The 14,513-nt window shown below is 64.7% G+C and carries 16 protein-coding genes; 10 read left to right on the top strand and 6 right to left on the bottom strand.

What is annotated here, in order from left to right:
* Positions 1-233, top strand: a 233-nt coding sequence (locus QRN51_RS07140) for a MerR family transcriptional regulator (protein ID WP_284989241.1), incomplete at its 5' end; no start/stop codon positions are given.
* 101 nt (positions 234-334) lie between these two features.
* On the opposite strand, the gene QRN51_RS07135 is transcribed toward QRN51_RS07140, so the two are convergent.
* On the bottom strand, positions 335-1,009 hold the full coding sequence (locus QRN51_RS07135; protein ID WP_284989240.1) for a TetR/AcrR family transcriptional regulator: 675 nt from the start codon (positions 1,007-1,009) through the stop codon (positions 335-337).
* Positions 1,010-1,061: 52 nt separating this feature from the next.
* On the opposite strand from QRN51_RS07135, the gene QRN51_RS07130 reads away from it, so the two are divergent.
* Both QRN51_RS07130 and QRN51_RS07125 read left to right on the top strand, forming a co-directional pair.
* Positions 1,062-1,577, top strand: a complete 516-nt coding sequence (locus tag QRN51_RS07130; protein ID WP_284989239.1) for a hypothetical protein — start codon at positions 1,062-1,064, stop codon at positions 1,575-1,577.
* A gap of 52 nt (positions 1,578-1,629) precedes the next feature.
* Entirely contained in the window at positions 1,630-2,547 is a 918-nt protein-coding gene (locus QRN51_RS07125; protein ID WP_284989238.1) for a CPBP family intramembrane glutamic endopeptidase, read from the top strand.
* A gap of 230 nt (positions 2,548-2,777) precedes the next feature.
* Here the strand turns inward: QRN51_RS07125 and QRN51_RS07120 are convergent, their stop codons facing one another.
* Complete coding sequence (locus QRN51_RS07120) at positions 2,778-3,713, bottom strand: LysR family transcriptional regulator (protein WP_284989237.1); 936 nt, start codon at positions 3,711-3,713, stop codon at positions 2,778-2,780.
* Positions 3,714-3,841: 128 nt separating this feature from the next.
* Here QRN51_RS07120 and QRN51_RS07115 point away from each other — a divergent pair, with 128 nt between their 5' ends.
* The 6 genes from QRN51_RS07115 to QRN51_RS07090 all read left to right on the top strand — a co-directional run bounded on the left by QRN51_RS07115 (position 3,842) and on the right by QRN51_RS07090 (position 9,661).
* Positions 3,842-4,981 (top strand): PrpF domain-containing protein, encoded by a 1,140-nt coding sequence (locus QRN51_RS07115; protein WP_284989236.1) that lies wholly within the window; start codon positions 3,842-3,844, stop codon positions 4,979-4,981.
* 57 nt (positions 4,982-5,038) lie between these two features.
* On the top strand, positions 5,039-6,349 hold the full coding sequence (gene dctA, locus QRN51_RS07110; RefSeq protein WP_284989235.1) for a C4-dicarboxylate transporter DctA: 1,311 nt from the start codon (positions 5,039-5,041) through the stop codon (positions 6,347-6,349).
* A gap of 649 nt (positions 6,350-6,998) precedes the next feature.
* Positions 6,999-7,958, top strand: coding sequence for a GlxA family transcriptional regulator (locus QRN51_RS07105; protein ID WP_284989234.1), 960 nt, complete (start codon positions 6,999-7,001; stop codon positions 7,956-7,958).
* A 148-nt stretch (positions 7,959-8,106) separates the two neighbouring features.
* A complete protein-coding gene (locus tag QRN51_RS07100; protein ID WP_284989233.1) occupies positions 8,107-8,409 on the top strand; it encodes a tautomerase family protein in 303 nt (100 codons plus the stop codon).
* A 20-nt stretch (positions 8,410-8,429) separates the two neighbouring features.
* Positions 8,430-8,870 (top strand): NAD(P)H-dependent oxidoreductase, encoded by a 441-nt coding sequence (locus QRN51_RS07095; protein ID WP_284989232.1) that lies wholly within the window; start codon positions 8,430-8,432, stop codon positions 8,868-8,870.
* A 104-nt stretch (positions 8,871-8,974) separates the two neighbouring features.
* A complete protein-coding gene (locus QRN51_RS07090) occupies positions 8,975-9,661 on the top strand; it encodes a glycoside hydrolase family 25 domain-containing protein (protein ID WP_284989231.1) in 687 nt (228 codons plus the stop codon).
* Positions 9,662-9,773: 112 nt separating this feature from the next.
* Here QRN51_RS07090 and QRN51_RS07085 read toward each other — a convergent pair whose 3' ends face one another.
* The gene (locus QRN51_RS07085) at positions 9,774-10,643 is read right to left on the bottom strand and encodes a universal stress protein (RefSeq protein ID WP_284989230.1); all 870 of its coding nucleotides are present in this window, start codon (positions 10,641-10,643) and stop codon (positions 9,774-9,776) included.
* A gap of 258 nt (positions 10,644-10,901) precedes the next feature.
* Between QRN51_RS07085 and QRN51_RS07080 the strand changes: the two genes are divergently transcribed.
* Complete coding sequence (locus QRN51_RS07080; protein ID WP_284989248.1) at positions 10,902-11,375, top strand: DUF805 domain-containing protein; 474 nt, start codon at positions 10,902-10,904, stop codon at positions 11,373-11,375.
* Between the two features lie 23 nt (positions 11,376-11,398).
* Here the strand turns inward: QRN51_RS07080 and QRN51_RS07075 are convergent, their stop codons facing one another.
* Genes QRN51_RS07075 through QRN51_RS07065 form a run of 3 tightly spaced genes read right to left on the bottom strand, consistent with a single transcriptional unit; the run spans position 11,399 to position 14,470 of the window.
* Positions 11,399-11,869: a GbsR/MarR family transcriptional regulator gene (locus tag QRN51_RS07075; protein WP_284989229.1), complete on the bottom strand. Its 471-nt coding sequence runs from the start codon at positions 11,867-11,869 to the stop codon at positions 11,399-11,401.
* Positions 11,866-13,488 (bottom strand): ABC transporter permease, encoded by a 1,623-nt coding sequence (locus tag QRN51_RS07070; protein ID WP_284989228.1) that lies wholly within the window; start codon positions 13,486-13,488, stop codon positions 11,866-11,868. The genes QRN51_RS07075 and QRN51_RS07070 overlap by 4 nt, the downstream gene beginning before the upstream one ends.
* Before the next feature lies 1 nt (position 13,489).
* Entirely contained in the window at positions 13,490-14,470 is a 981-nt protein-coding gene (locus QRN51_RS07065; RefSeq protein WP_284989227.1) for an ABC transporter ATP-binding protein, read from the bottom strand.
* Positions 14,471-14,513: the final 43 nt, after the last annotated feature.

Genomic DNA, 14,513 nt, shown 5'->3' with positions numbered 1-14,513 from the left:
GCCTCTATGAACGCAAAGGCTTGTTGGAACCGGGCAGGACCCTGGGCGGGACCCGTCAGTACAGCGAGAACGATCTCGTGACATTGCGGCGGATTGGTGAGCTGCTGGAGCTGGGGCTGAACCTGGCGGGCATCCGGATGGTCCTGGTCCTCGAAGCTGACAACCGGCGCCTCGAGGCGGAACTCAGGTCCGCGAACGCTCCACGGGACACCGCCCGGCCCCGGTCCGGGTGAAGACGAGTGCGAAAGAGCCCCCATGATCGAGGGAATTCGATGAAATGGCCTGCGCCGCCGCGACCGGCCCGAGGCAAAGATGGCGGGTGGCGCGGCCGGGGTCACTTGCCGGGGGTGATTGCAAGGCCGGCGGTCAGGGCGGCCAGCCCGAGCTCGAACTGCTTCTTGCCGGCGACCTCTGGGAGCTCATCGAGGATGCCGGCGAGAAATGGAACCTCGGCTGGAGGCAGTTTGGCAACTTCCCGCCGCCAACTCGCCGCGTACGTCTCTTGTTGCTGCCGGTGTGTGCGCGGTATTTCCCAGGCCACAAAACCTGTGGCATAGGTGAGGACGGCGTAAACCGCGTGGACGCCTTGCGCCGGGGGCATCCCGGCCGTGGCCAGCGGTCCGAGGAGGGCCTCGAGCCCGTGGAGGAAGCCGGGCCCGATCACCGCCCGGGAGAGGAAGATCATCGGTAGGCTCGGGTGCTCGATCAGGTTCAGGCGTAGTGCCCGTCCCCAGGCATGCAGGATCGCCCCGACGTCATCGGGGAGCGGGTGGGGGAGGTGGAGGTCTCGCAGACCCCGTTGGGCGATGGCATCGAGCAGATCTTCCTTGCCGTTCACATAGCCGTAGGTGGTCATCACTCCGCAGTTGAGGCGGCGGGCCAGCATCGGCATGGTGAGCGCCTCGAGACCTTCCTCGTCGGCCAGTGTCAGCGCGGCTTCGACCACCTGCTCCCGGGTCAGGGAGCCGCGCGGTCGCCGTTTTCGCGGGGTCTTGACAGGGTCCTGCATGGAGGTATCGTACTACTTACGGTAAGTAATACGCTCCTGGAGGTGAGAGCGGATGCCCCCGGACCAGTTTGTCGGCCTCGCGGTGAATGTCGTGGTTTACCTGGCTCTCATCGCTTTTGTCCTCTATCGGCAGATGAGGGCGCAACCGCTCAGGGTTCGCCCGCTCGTGCTGCTGCCGGCGGTCCTTGGCCTCTTCGGACTCCAACAGCTGGCCCGCCAGTCGCTCGCTGCAGACCGGGGCCGGGTAGTCCTCCTTGTTGTCGGCCTCGTCATTGGATTGGGCGCCCGTCTGTGGCGGGGGACGACGTTCCGGGTTTGGCCCGATGCCGGCCGGGTGATGGTCAAGGGCACGGCAATGACCCTGGTGACCTGGGCGGTACTCATTGTGATCCGGTTGCCATTCGCGTTCCTCGGTTACGCGGCCAACCACTCTCAGGGTTTCGTGGTGGGCGAACTGCTCCTGGCCCTGGCAGTGACGTTCGCCGCCCAGAACACGGTGATCTGGGCCCGGGCAAAGGGGCTCAATGTTGACGAAACCATAGTCCGCCCTTCCAACCGGAAGTGGTAGGCCATGACCGTCACGGCCCGGTGGCCGGAGATGGAAGAGGCAAGGAGGGGACATGGAGTCATCGCCATCAGCGGCACGCGCGCTTGACTCGACGGGTGGGCCGCTGATGCCGGGCCAAAAGGCGATCTTCGCAGCTGCGTGCGTCGTGGCCGGTTTCCTGCCGGTCTCGGTCGGATACGTCCCGGGTGAGGTCACCCGGCTCGTCAGCGGTCTGGCCGTCACCGGCGCTTTGCTGGCCATCGCCCTGCTGGCGAGGCGAAATGCCGCTGTGCACAGGTACTGGGAGATACCCCTGGCATTCTTCGGCATGTCCCTGTTCGTCCTGGCTGACCGCTACGTTCCGGGCTTCCTTGCAAGTCAGGTTCTCCACAGCCCCCCGGTCGCCGGGAACCCGCTGGCATCGACGGTTCCCGCTACGGTGATCATCGAGCTCGACGAACTGATGCTCACCGTCGTCGCTGTCCTACTTGTGGTCTGGATCTCAAGGAGCTCGCTGGCCTCGGTCTACGTCCGCTGGGGGCGGTTCGGAAGGGCTTACGTGATCGGAATCGCCGCTCTCATCGCCTTCTACGTACTCACGTTCGGAGTGCTGTCGCACTCGCGTTTCATGCCTGTGCACGGCGCTGTCGATTTTGGCCGTTACCTCAGCCTGACGCCTGCACTCTTTGTCGCGGCGGCCGCCAACGGGTTCCTGGAAGAGCTGACGTTCCGCGGACTACTGATGTCCAGGCTGAACATCGCCTTCGGTCCCTACCTGGCGACGACTATCCAGGCGGCAGTCTTCGCGTCCTGGCACGTAGGCGTCACCTACACGGCCTCCGGCCTCGTCTTCATCGTGTTGTTCGCCTTCCCACTCGGCCTGATCGGCGGCTATCTCACCCGCAGCTCGGGCAGCATCATTCCCTCTACCCTTTTCCACGCGGGCGCGGACATACCGATCTACCTCGGTTTCCTGTCCTACGTCCCATAGCGCTCCCCGCGGGTCTCCGCTGATCCGGATCGATTCCCTGGCGTCCCATTGCGGTCCTTGGCCGCTATACCAGGGCGGCACCGGTGTCTATTGATCGAACCGGGGGTGAAGCCGGCTTCCAACGGCGCCAGGCGGCGGTCATCTCGGCTTAGCCCGGCCAACTGCCAGATGCACGCTTTCAGTTTGGTGGCTCAGGGAGCGAGAACCTGCGCGTTATGGATGCACGGGACTCACGAACTAGGGCTGCCCGCTGCGAGTGCGGGGGCTTGCAAACGTTTCGCCGTTGACAGGAACACCGACGCGGCCTGATGTCCGGCCGGGCTGAGCCTGCGGTTCGCGAGGTGGGCGAGGAGGATCCGCCGGGTCGGTGAACCGTTGAGCGGAACGGCGATGATGTCGGGGCGGAGTGCACTCAGGGCGAGCCGCGGGGCCAGGGCGATGCCGATACCGGCGGCGACCATGCCTTGGGTTTCCTGGTAGTCGTTGGCTGCGAAGGCGATGGCCGGTTCGAAGCCGGCGTCGCGGCAGACCCGCCGGAGGACGTCGGCCACGGGGTGTTCGTCGCGGACGATCCATTGCTGGTCGCTGAGCGCGTCGATCCGAACCGAGCGGAGTGCGGCGACGGGGTGGTCCCTTGGAACGAGCAGCATGGTGGGGTCCTTCATGAGCGGGACGAGGTTCAGGTCCTCGTCCTCGATGCGCTCCCACGGGTAGTCCCAGAGCAGCGTTAGTTCGATGTCCCTGCGCCGCAGCCGTTCGAGGAGGCCGTCGCGACGGGCACTAACCACCGTGACCGCAACGTCAGGGTGGCGGGCCCGGAAGGCGAGCACGACGTCGGGCATGAGGGAGGCGCCGACGGTGGGGAACGTCCCCATGTGCAGCTGGCCTCGCCTCAGCCCCGCGAACTCGCCCATCTCGGCCCGGGCGGCTTCGATTGTCCGGTCGATTTCTTCCGCGTAGCGGAGGAGCGCCTGACCGGCATCGGTGAGCACGACGCCCCGTGGATGGCGGTCGATCAGTGCGACGCCCACCTCGTGTTCAAGCTTGGCGATCTGCTGGGAGACGGCTGAGGTCGTGAAGGACAAGGCCGTCGCGGCGGACGTCAGGGAGCCGGAACGGCTCACCTCGCGGAGCAGGTGGAGTCGGTGCAGGTCAAGGTCGGCCATGCATTCAGTTTAGCAAAAGTGAACGGTGGTCGAGAATCCTGTGATTGTGCTCAACTCTCGTGGCGTGGATCGTAGAAGAAGCAGGCGCCGTGAGGTGCAACACGAACAACATGTAAAGGAAGAGGACCATGCAACTCCGCGGTCACTGGTACCGGGGCGGCACGAGCAAGTGCTGGCTTTTCGACGCCGAAGATGTAGCCCTCCACGCCGGGAGCCGCGAACAGATCCGCAGCCTCCTGGCAGATGCTTTCGGTGCAGCGGATCCCCGCCAGCTCGACGGCGTCGGCGGCGGCACCTCGACAACGTCGAAAGCGGCCGTCGTCCGGGCGACTCCCGACGGGCCGGCGGACCTGGACTACCTCTTTGCCCAGGTCGGGATCGGGAACCCGACGGTGGAACTTGGTTCCAATTGCGGCAACTGCGCCACCGCGATCGCTCTGTACGCCGTCCAGTCGGGCATCGTTACTCCCCAGTCGGGATCAACCCGGGTCAGGATGCGCAACCTCAACACCGGAGCCGTGCTGAGCGGCACCGTCGCGACCCCCGGCGGCCGCATCCCGGCGTCGGGCCTGGCCAGTGTTCCTGGCAGCAGCGCTCTGGGTGTTCCCGTGAGCCTCTCGTTCCACGCCCCGTGGGGGCGGACCACGGGAGCCGTCCTTCCAACGGGGAGGGTGGCCGACCAAATCTCCGCTGACGGGTTCATTCTTACGGCGACTCTGGTTGACGCCGGGGCCCCGGCGGTGCTGATTCCGGCAGACGAGGCAGGCATCGATCTGTCCGTGATGAACGGCAACCTGTCCGAGCACCTGCCCAGGCTTGTGGCAGCCCGGGCGTCGGCAGGCCTGATGATGGGGTTGAGGAAGCCTGAAGATCCTCCGCAGAATGCCGTGCCGAAAGTCGGTGTCGTCGCAGCGCCCGGTGACTACGTTGCGGCCGACGGAACGAGGATCGCGGCCGATACCCATGATCTGCGGGTGCGCATGCTCTCGATGCTCGCACCCCACCCCGCCATCGGCCTGACATCCGCCGTTGCAGTCTCCCTCGCAGCCGCCCTGCCGGGATCGGTGGTGGCGAAAGTGCTGCCCCCGGCGTTCGAAACTCACCAAGGGCGCAGGCTTCTGCGCCTCGGAACACCTGCCGGTGTCATCACCACCGAGGTTGTCACGGACGACGACGGGGACGTCAGCGAAGTAGCCCTCCGCAGGGCGGCCCGCCATCTCGCCGTCGCCGATATCGACGTCGCGCAGCCTGTGGCCCTGACGGCCTAGCCCCTTTATTCCGCCCCTGCCATCATTAGGTGGGGCACTCACCCAGGAAGTTGTTCAATGAAGATCAAATCCATCCTCGGACATCTCTATGTCCAGGTACTCATCGGCGTCGGGCTCGGCATCCTCGTGGGCGCGCTGTGGCCGGACCTCGGGTCCTCCCTCAAGCCGCTCGGGGACGGCTTCGTGAAGCTCGTGAAGTTCATGATCGCGCCGATCGTGTTCTGCACCATCGTCAGCGGCATCACCTCGCTGACGGACACCAAGAAGGTCGGCCCAACCCTGCTGCGGTCGCTGGGCTTGTTCTACGCGCTCACGGCGGTGGCCCTGGCCATCGGCCTGGGCGCGGTCATGCTCTTCCAGCCGGGAGCGGGCATGCACATCAACCCAGCCCACCTCGATACCTCTGTTGCCTCGAAGTACACAAGCCAGCTGCCCAGCGGCAACCCCGTGGACTTCGTCATGAGCATCATCCCCAGCAGCTTCGTCGGGGCCTTCGCCGACGGTGAGGTCCTGCCCGTGCTCGTGATCGCACTGCTTTGCGGCTTCGCCTTCAGCAGGCTCGGCGCACCCGGCCAGCTCGCCCTCAACGTTGTCAACAGCTTCAACAAGCTGCTGTTCGTCGTGTTCGGCTTCCTCATGAAGGTCGCTCCCATCGGGGCGTTCGGGGCCATGGCGTTCACGGTCGGCAAGTACGGAGCCCATTCCATCGGCAACCTCGGGATGCTGATCCTCGCCTTCTACGCCGCGTGCATCGTCTTCGTGGTCGTCGTCCTCGGAATCCTGGCGAAGCTCACCGGTTTCAGTCTCTGGCGGATTCTGCGCTACTTCCGCGACGAGTTCCTCATCGTCCTCGCCACGTCCTCGAGCGAACCCGTCCTTCCGCGCCTGCTCTCCAAGCTCGAGCGCCTCGGCTGCGACCGCGGTGTGGTCGGGCTCGTCGTCCCGACGGGCTACTCCTTCAACCTCACCGGCACGGCGGTCTATCTCACGCTCTCCTCGATGTTCATCGCCCAGGCCTGCGACATCCACCTGGGCTGGGATCAGATCCTCCTCATGCTCGGAATGATGCTGCTGACCTCCAAGGGTGCCGCGGGCGTGACCGGTAGCGGCTTCGTCGCCCTCGTCGCCACTCTGACGGTCATGCCCACGCTGCCCGTTGCCGGCGTGGCACTCATCGTCGGCATCGACCGCTTCATGAGCGAAGCCCGCGCCCTCACCAGCACCGTGGCCAACATCGTCTCCTGCGTCGCCATCGCCAAGTGGCAGCACGCACTCGACACCGACAAACTCCGTGCCGAGCTCCAGGCAGGCTTCGTGCAGACCGAGGCGGAAAAGCTCCAGCTCAGCGAACCCGTGCTGGCACACTGAGGGTACGCCCAGCCAGGCGGGATCCAAACCTGATCACACCCGCGAGGCCCACCAGCCTGTAGCTGGCATGGATTCGTCGACGAGCCGCCAATGCTATGCACACATCAAGGACCCGTCGAAGCTCCAAGAACCAAGAATCGCGGGTCCTCCACCAAGCCGCACCGGGCACCGGCCCTGTAATCCATCGCAACAGGTAACCCGACAGTCGGGCGCAGGACCGGTTCCGGTGCCAACGTGGCGGGGAGAAGAACCACTGCTCCCCGCCACGTCCCCTCCCGCGACACGACCGGCGTTTCCGCGAGAAGAACAACAGGGCGGAGAAGGCTATTAACGGCCGACATGCACCGGGATTGGTCTCGGCGTGGCCGTGACCAGGCGGGACCAGCTCTCTGAGAAATCGCTTGTGACCTTCCGGAAGCATCGATTTCTCAAGGAAACAGGGGTTCCGCATCCGCTGCTAATCCAGTGGTTTTGAGACCTACAATTTAAGAACCGGCCCCGAAGCAATCATTGAATCCATAGAAACCAAAGCGGAAATAATTTGAGTATCTAGACAACAAAGTTTCCGTCGGCGTACAGTTCCGCGGCTTTGACGCGCAAGAGGCGGATCGGAGCTGCGCACGACATTTTGGAAAGACCAGGGTGAGAAGTGAGTGATCGAAGCCGGGCTATCGGGTTCTTGATCCATGACAGCGTGACAATGATCGATGTTGCCGGGCCCGCTGATGTGTTTCATCATGCGAATGCCTTTGGGGCCCATTACGACACTGTCTTGGTTTCCAGCGATGGCCGTGCCAAGCGTGCTTCCAACGGACACTATTTGACCGCCGAGGCCGCAGCCGGAGAGACGGGCGTCTTGGACACCGTGATCGTTCCGGGTGCCTATGGGATGGTGTCCAAGCCTTTCGAGGAGGGACTTGTCGAGGCGGTTTCCCATCTAACGAATGACGCCGGGCGGATCGCTTCCGTCTGTACCGGTGCGTTTCTCCTGGCACACGGGGGCTTGCTGAACTACCGGAACGCGACCACCCATTGGACCCAGGTCGAACGGTTCAGGAGGTCATATCCGCTGGTGCATGTCGTGCCTGATGCGTTGTTCGTGCAGGACGGTTCGATCATCACCTCGGCGGGCATCAGTTCCGGGGTGGATCTGGCGTTGTTCATGGTCGAGGAGGACTACGGACCTGACGTTGCCCGGGCCGTGGTCCGTCAAATGGTCATTTTCAATCAACGGCCGGGAGGGCAATCCCAGCACTCTGTCGCCGTCCGGGTGGGCGTTCCGCGGGACCACGTCCTCAGAAAGCTGTTGGACCGCATTACGGCCGATCCCGGCGCGGATTACTCGATTGACGCCATGGCTGCCATGACGAATCTCAGCGCCAGTAGCCTTGCGCGGCTATTTCAAGAGGGAACCAACACCAGCCCTGGTCGATACGTCGAAACGGTGCGGATCGAAGCGGCCCAGGCAATGCTCCAGAGGGGAACCACCGTCGCCGCTGCGGCAGCCGCAAGCGGATTTGGAAGTGCTGAGACGATGAGGCGGGTCTTCACGCAGAAGATCGGAATGAGTCCCTCGCTCTATCTGGAACGCCTCCTGTGCCAGCCCTGACGGTTCCCTGGACTTCGCTGCCTGCCTCCGACACACCCTGACGGTATCTGTGGGGTGATTGACGGCATTCGCGGGTCCGCCGACGCCGCCCGTGGTCAAAGCTTGGTATATCCGGGCAATCCGGAGCACCTACAAAGAGGAGAACGCAATGCCGTTCGTAAATGTGAAGCTCGTCGACGGCGTCTTCACGGAAGATGAAAAGCACCGGATGGCGGCAGCGCTCACTGACGTCATGGTGAAGTTCGAAGGATCTGAAGCTTTCCGCGAGGTGGTCTGGGTCCTCATTGAGGAACTGCACACAGACGGTTGGCACATCGGTGGTCTGCCTTTCAGGGGACCGGCCAGCCTGATGGACGGCCTTGCCCGCTCCAAGAGCCTATACGAGTCCATCGACGGTCACCCGGTTACTCGACCGGAACTGGCACAGAAAGCACCTGTGCAGGAAAAGTGAGTGAGTCGTTGGAGCACAGCATGAAGACGGTACTTATCGTCGGCCACCCGGACCTCCGCAGTTCTCGCATCAACGCCGCATTACTCGAGGAGTCAAAGTCCATTCAGGATGTTCACATCCGCGTCCTTTCCGAGCTGTATGGGACGGGCTCCATTGATATCCAAGCCGAACAGGACGCGGTCGCGGGGGCTGCCCACATCGTGCTGCAATACCCCACCTATTGGTACGCCATGCCGTCGATTCTCAAACGCTGGCTGGACGAGGTCCTGACCCGCGGTTGGGCCTACGGGACCGGCACTCCAGGAGCCCTGGCCGGTAAGACGCTCCGCGTTGTCACCACGACCGGCGGCGCCTTCGACGGGTACGGTCCCAACGGCCTCCACGGCTGGGAGTACGAAGCAATGCTTGTCCCCAACCATGGAAGCGCGCCGCGCGGCGGCTTCCAGTTGAACCTAATGTAGCCATGCGGCAGGCCGGCGCGGGCCTCGATTCCGCCAAACGGCGGGCTATTCCTCTTCAGCCCCGGGAGTCCTACACTGTGCGAGAGGACCATCCGGGAGACCCGATGAAAAAGAGGAAGATACTGACAGTGGTGTTGGCCTCGCTCCTGGCCGTGGCCGGCGCCCTCGATGCCCCCGCGGCGCATTCGGCGGAACCGTCGGTGAAAGTCCTGGACACCACGGCCACCATCACCGACCCGGGCTGGTTCGTCAGTGCCTACAACGCGGGCTTCCGGCTGTACGTGATGCATTCAACCGCGTGGGGGACCTGCACTCCATGGGACCGGACACAAACACAGCTCAAGATGGCGCTGGACGCCGGACTCAGGATTGCCGTCTACACCCGCAACGCGGAATGTTGGAAGGGCGGCATAGAGGCCACCGGTCCGTACCGTGAGCAGCTGGAGTTCTTTGCCCTGGACGTCGAGCTAGGCGAACCGCCCATTACAAGTGACATGGTTGAGGGTGTCCGGGACATGGGCGTGCGGCCCATTGTCTACGGCATTCACACGCACTGGCCCTTGATAATGGGCGACAGCAGCGAGTTCTCGGATCTTCCGCTGTGGGACGGGGATTTCCATGACTTCGACTACGCGCATTGGACTCCGGACCTTCTTTCGCCCGCGCCCGTTTCATACGGCGGCTGGAACGTGCCGGGGAACATGCGTGTCGGTGTCCAGCAAAAACTCGGCCAGGACATCGGCGGAATCCAGGTCGACCTCAACTCCTTCAACCCGGACTTCTTGCGCTAGCAGTCTTCGGGCGCGCCGCCCGGCAGAGGATCGGCGGGCCTATTGGATCAATAAGGGGAAGAGCTGGAGTCGCTTGAGTAGCTATCGGAGCGGGAAGCGGTCCGTGACTAGGCTAGCCGTTTAACCCCGTGAGTTTCACCCGCCGCACCTGGGTAATGACGGTTGGGCAGGGCAGGGACCTGAGTACGGTGTGGGCAGTCGATCCCATGAGGAGGCGTTTGAAGCTGCCCCTTCCACGGCTTCCCAGCACCAGCAATGTGGCATTGGCGGCGGCGTCCAGGAGTGCTTCCCCCGGTTCGTTGTTGGACACCAGAGCCTGATGGACAACCATGTCGGGATAGTTTTCGGCCAGACCCGCGACGGTCTCGGCGAGGACAATTCGTTCTTCTTCCAAGACAGTCTCGGCAACGTCGCTCGCCGGCATCACGCGCTGAATGAGCGGCGGCGCGAGGACGGCGTGGACCACTGTCAGCTCCTGGCTGTCCTTGTCCGCTTCTTCGGCCGCGAAGGAAACCGCTTGGGTAGACTCTTCGGAACCGTCAGCGCCGACCACGATGCCGCGGCGCCCCGTCATGTCCTGCTCCCCGACTACTGCCACAGGGCACACGGCGACGGCGGCGATCTGCAGCGCCCTGTCAGCGACGGGTCCTCCAGGCCAGTTGTGCCCGGTTCCGATGACAACCATCGAGGCCCCTTTCGAGTGCTTCCTGAGCGCCTGCCCGGGGCTACCGGAGAAAAGCACGGTCTTTACCTGGACCGATGGCTCCAATTCGCCTGCATATGCCGCGGTTTTGCTCAGCAGCTCGTTTGCTGCGGTTCTGACCACCTCGTTCGTACTAACTGATTCGTCGAGCCATCGACTGTCGACCGAGTGAACGAGCAGCACCGGCAGTTTCCGTCGAGCCGCCCGGTCCATTGCCCAAGCCAGCGCGGCCCGGCTCGCCTGGGTGTCAACGACGCCGACAACGATTGGTTTTTTCATGACTTAGTCCGCCTCCATGAAATGTGGCTCCCACTGTCCGGGTGCTGTGCGCACCATTTTCTGCTCGTTTGGCCCGGCCCGGCAGTGCCGGAAGTCCCGCGAGAGAAGCTTCTTGCGGGCACCGTGGCCAGCGACCGAACGCACCCGCGGATCCTGCCCGTGTCCGTTGCCCGATGCGGGGCTTTGTGCCCTGTTCTGACGGGCCTACCGGTTCTAGCATGCCGGTGTCGAATAAGTCTGCATGGAAGGGTTTGAATGATGTCCAGCTATCAGCCCCAGAATTTTCCTCCGGGTGGAGTCCCGCTTGGACTGCCCTACTATGGAGCCCCGCCGATCGAGGCCGTTAAACGATTCTGGAAAAAGTACGCAATCTTCCACGGCCGCGCGAGCCGCAGTGAGTATTGGTGGTGGTTCCTCGCTTCAGCCGTCGTCTCAGGGGTCATCAATGCGGCCGGGGCCACAGGGAACGGCAACACGAGCACCTCGACGGCCCTTGGCGGACTGTGGTTCCTGGCGACGATTGTGCCTTCGCTCGCCTTGGCCGCGCGGCGCCTGCACGACGCGAATCTCAGTGCGCTCTTCTTGTTGCTCGCCCTGGTCCCGGTGCTCGGTTGGATCGCACTGCTCGTGTTTGTGCTCCTGCCGGCCAATCCCAGTGGTCAGCGCTTCGACCGAATGGTGCAGGCCTCTCCGCCGCCGTATCCGCCGCAGCCGTACCCGCCCCAGGCTTGAGACTCAGGCAATGTCCGGGGAGCCTAGGCCCTGACCCGCGTGTGTTCCCACTCATCGAGGAGCCCGGGCAGCCGGGTCATGAGGAAACGGTAGAAGGCGCCCATCTCGTCCACCCGGGCCTTCGCCGCTGACCCCTCCGGGAGGCTTGAAGCAGTGGAGTCGGCGAGGTCAGCAAGGCGCTTGTACACGGGGTTCTGCCGAAGGGAAGCGACGTACCACGCGTTGTCGGGGAGGGCGTAGCGGTCACGGCGGCTGCCGGGTTGAGAGACCCGATGCACGAATCCGACGGTCTGCAGGTACCGCACGGAGCCGGAGACGGCGGCGGCGCTCGCGCCCAGTATCTCGGAGAGTTCGGCCGCAGTCAGCGAGCCGTCGTCAGAGACCACAAGGGCCATGAGGGCGCGGGCCGGCATCTTGGGGAAGCCCGCGGCCGTGAGGACGGCCGCGGACGTCTCGGCGGAGTCGGGCATACGCTTGCTGCCGGGATCTGTCACGCCGTGCCTACCTCCCGGCGGCGCACGGCCACGAGCGAGAATGCCGTGAGGACCGCGGCAATGCCGAGCATCCAAAACCCGCCGCTCCAGTCGGTCCCGCTGCTGGTGGTGACGGGGCTGTGGGTAAACGGCGAGAGGTCGCGGACCTTCTGGTCAAGGCCGAGCATGCCGCCGTAGATCCCGAGGACGACGCCGACGCCCAGAAGCGCCCACCCGGCAGGGACCGTGGCACGGGGCCAGACAACAAACACTGCGGCGGGCAGTGCAAGGTAGATGAGTGCTGCGGGAAGCTGGTCGACGGCGGTTTGCCAGACCTCGCCGACTGCACTCGAGGTGTCCCCGGAGGCTACCAGGGAGACCCAGGCCCCGAGGGCGGTGAACCCCATGACAAGCACGACCGAGACGGCGCCGAGTCCGACGAAGCTGCCCAGCCAGCGCATCCGGCCCACGGCCTCGGACACCACGGGATCGGCGGTTCCGGCCACCTCCTCCTGTCGGAGGCGAAGAACGGCCTGCAGACCGCACACCGCGGCAAGTATTCCGGCTACCTCGAACAGCGCCGCGACGAGGAGCTGGGTCATTGACGTGCCCTGTGCTTCGATCATGCCGCGGAGGACGGCCGTGATTTGGGGGTTGGAGGTGATGGAGGACTGGATTGCGGAACCAAGCGAGCCCGTGACCAGGCCCATCGCTAGGCCGCCTATGCACCAGCCGATGATTGCTCCCTGCTGCAGGCGTAGGGCGAGCGAGAAACTTCCGCGCAGCCAGGGCCGGGCGTCGGCTCGTCCGGATCGCCCTGCGAGCACGCTCGCGCCGACGTCACGGCGCGCCATGACGGCAACGACGACGGCGGTGCACGCCGCCCAGAGTGCGAGGGGAAGGAGCAATGGCCACCATCGGTTGCCTGTGTAGGCGAAGGTTTGTTGGCCCCAGCCGATGGGGGAGATCCAGCTCGGCCATGCGGCCGTCATCGTCGTCCCGTCGGGGCTGACCTGTCCGGTGGCGTCGCCGAACCCGCGCAACAGGTACGCGAGCATCACGACGGCCGACGAGATGCCGTTGGCCCCCCGCGATGTGCTGAAGAACTCGGAGGCCAGCAGGCCCACGCCGAGGAAGGCGAAGCCCACGGCGCCCGTCGCGAAACCGGCCAAAAGCGAGCCGGCCGGGTCAAGCCCTCCGGCCGTGAAGCCGAGTGCCGTAGCGACGGCCACGAGCACGTTGGCCACCGCGCCGTGAAGGACAGTGGCGCCGAGCGGGGCCCACCGTCCGGCGGCCGTCGCGGACACGAGCTCGGCCCGCCCTGATTCCTCTTCTGCCCGGGTGTGCCGGACGGCCATGAATGTATTCATGAGTCCGGCAAGGACGCCCAGGAACGCGAAGATTTCGAAGAACGTGAACGAATCGAGCGCCGGACCGCGGGGGAGGCCGCGCAGCACAAGGATCGCGGGAGCCGCGGTCGCGAGCTGAAGCACCTGCGCGCGCGTCGCGTCGTCGCCGAAGGTCTTCGCTATGGCCGCGACGGCGAATAGTGCGAGCATTCCGATCGAGAGGACCCAGACAATCACCTGCCAGCGGTCCCGGCGCAAGCGGTGCCGGTAAAGGATCCACAATGCGCCCATCTCAGGCTCCCGCCGCGGCGCGGTGGCGCCTATGGTGGCTGCCGCCGTCGTCCGCTGCCTGCAGGGCAGGCGGGGCGACCGTGTCGCCGTAGTGGCGCAGGAAGAGTTCTTCGAGCGACGGCGGAGCGATGAGCAGGCCTTTGACCCCGAGGCTGCCCAGAAGCGGCAGGACCTCGTGGACGCGATCGGAATCGGCGCCGAACTTGACGCGCCCGTCGGCCACGGTGAGATCGTGGACCTGCGACAGCGTGTCCAGTGCGTGGGTGTCAACACTGTCCTGCGCGAACGAGATTTCCGTGCGCGTGAGGTGGCGCAGTGCGTCGAGTGTGCCCCCGTCGACGATCCGGCCGGCGCGGATGATGCTTACGCGGTTGGCGAGCTGCTCGACTTCGGAGAGGATGTGGCTTGAGAGCAGGACTGTGGCGCCGTTCTCGTGCACGATCCGCCGGATCTCGCGCGTGAAGACTGCCTCCATGAGCGGGTCAAGACCGCTCGTCGGCTCGTCGAGGAGATACAACTCGGCGTCCATGACGAGGGCCGAGATGAGCGCGACCTTCTGGCGGTTTCCCTTCGAGTAGGCGCGGCCCTTCTTGCCCGGGTCGAAGTCGAAGAGTTCGCAGAGGTGATGCTTGCGCTCTTTGAAGGCAGCATGGTCCACGCCGCCCCCGCGGAGGCGGGAGAGGAGGTCGATGGCCTCGCCGCCAGAGAGGTTGGGCCAGAGGCTCACGTCTCCCGGGATGCTCGCGACGCGCCGGTGAAGTTCGACGGCGTCTGCCCAGGGATGCATGCCCAGGACGCTCGCGCTGCCCGACGACGGCCGGGCCAGACCGAGAAGGATACGTAGCGTGGTGGTCTTCCCCGCGCCGTTCGGCCCGAGGAAGCCGTGGATCTCGCCCTTGTGGACCTCGAGGTCGAGGCCGTCGAGCGCTTTGACGCGCCCGAAGTTCTTGTGCAAATCGACAGTCTGGATCACGGTGTCCACGACACAAAGGTACGCAGTTTTCACAAAGTTTTGAATAGCCTAA

Source organism: Arthrobacter sp. efr-133-TYG-120 (genome assembly GCF_030209785.1).
In the GTDB taxonomy this organism is placed as follows: Bacteria; Actinomycetota; Actinomycetes; order Actinomycetales; family Micrococcaceae; genus Arthrobacter.
Note: the sequence above shows the minus strand (reverse complement) of the source record. Positions and strands in the feature narration are given on the sequence as shown.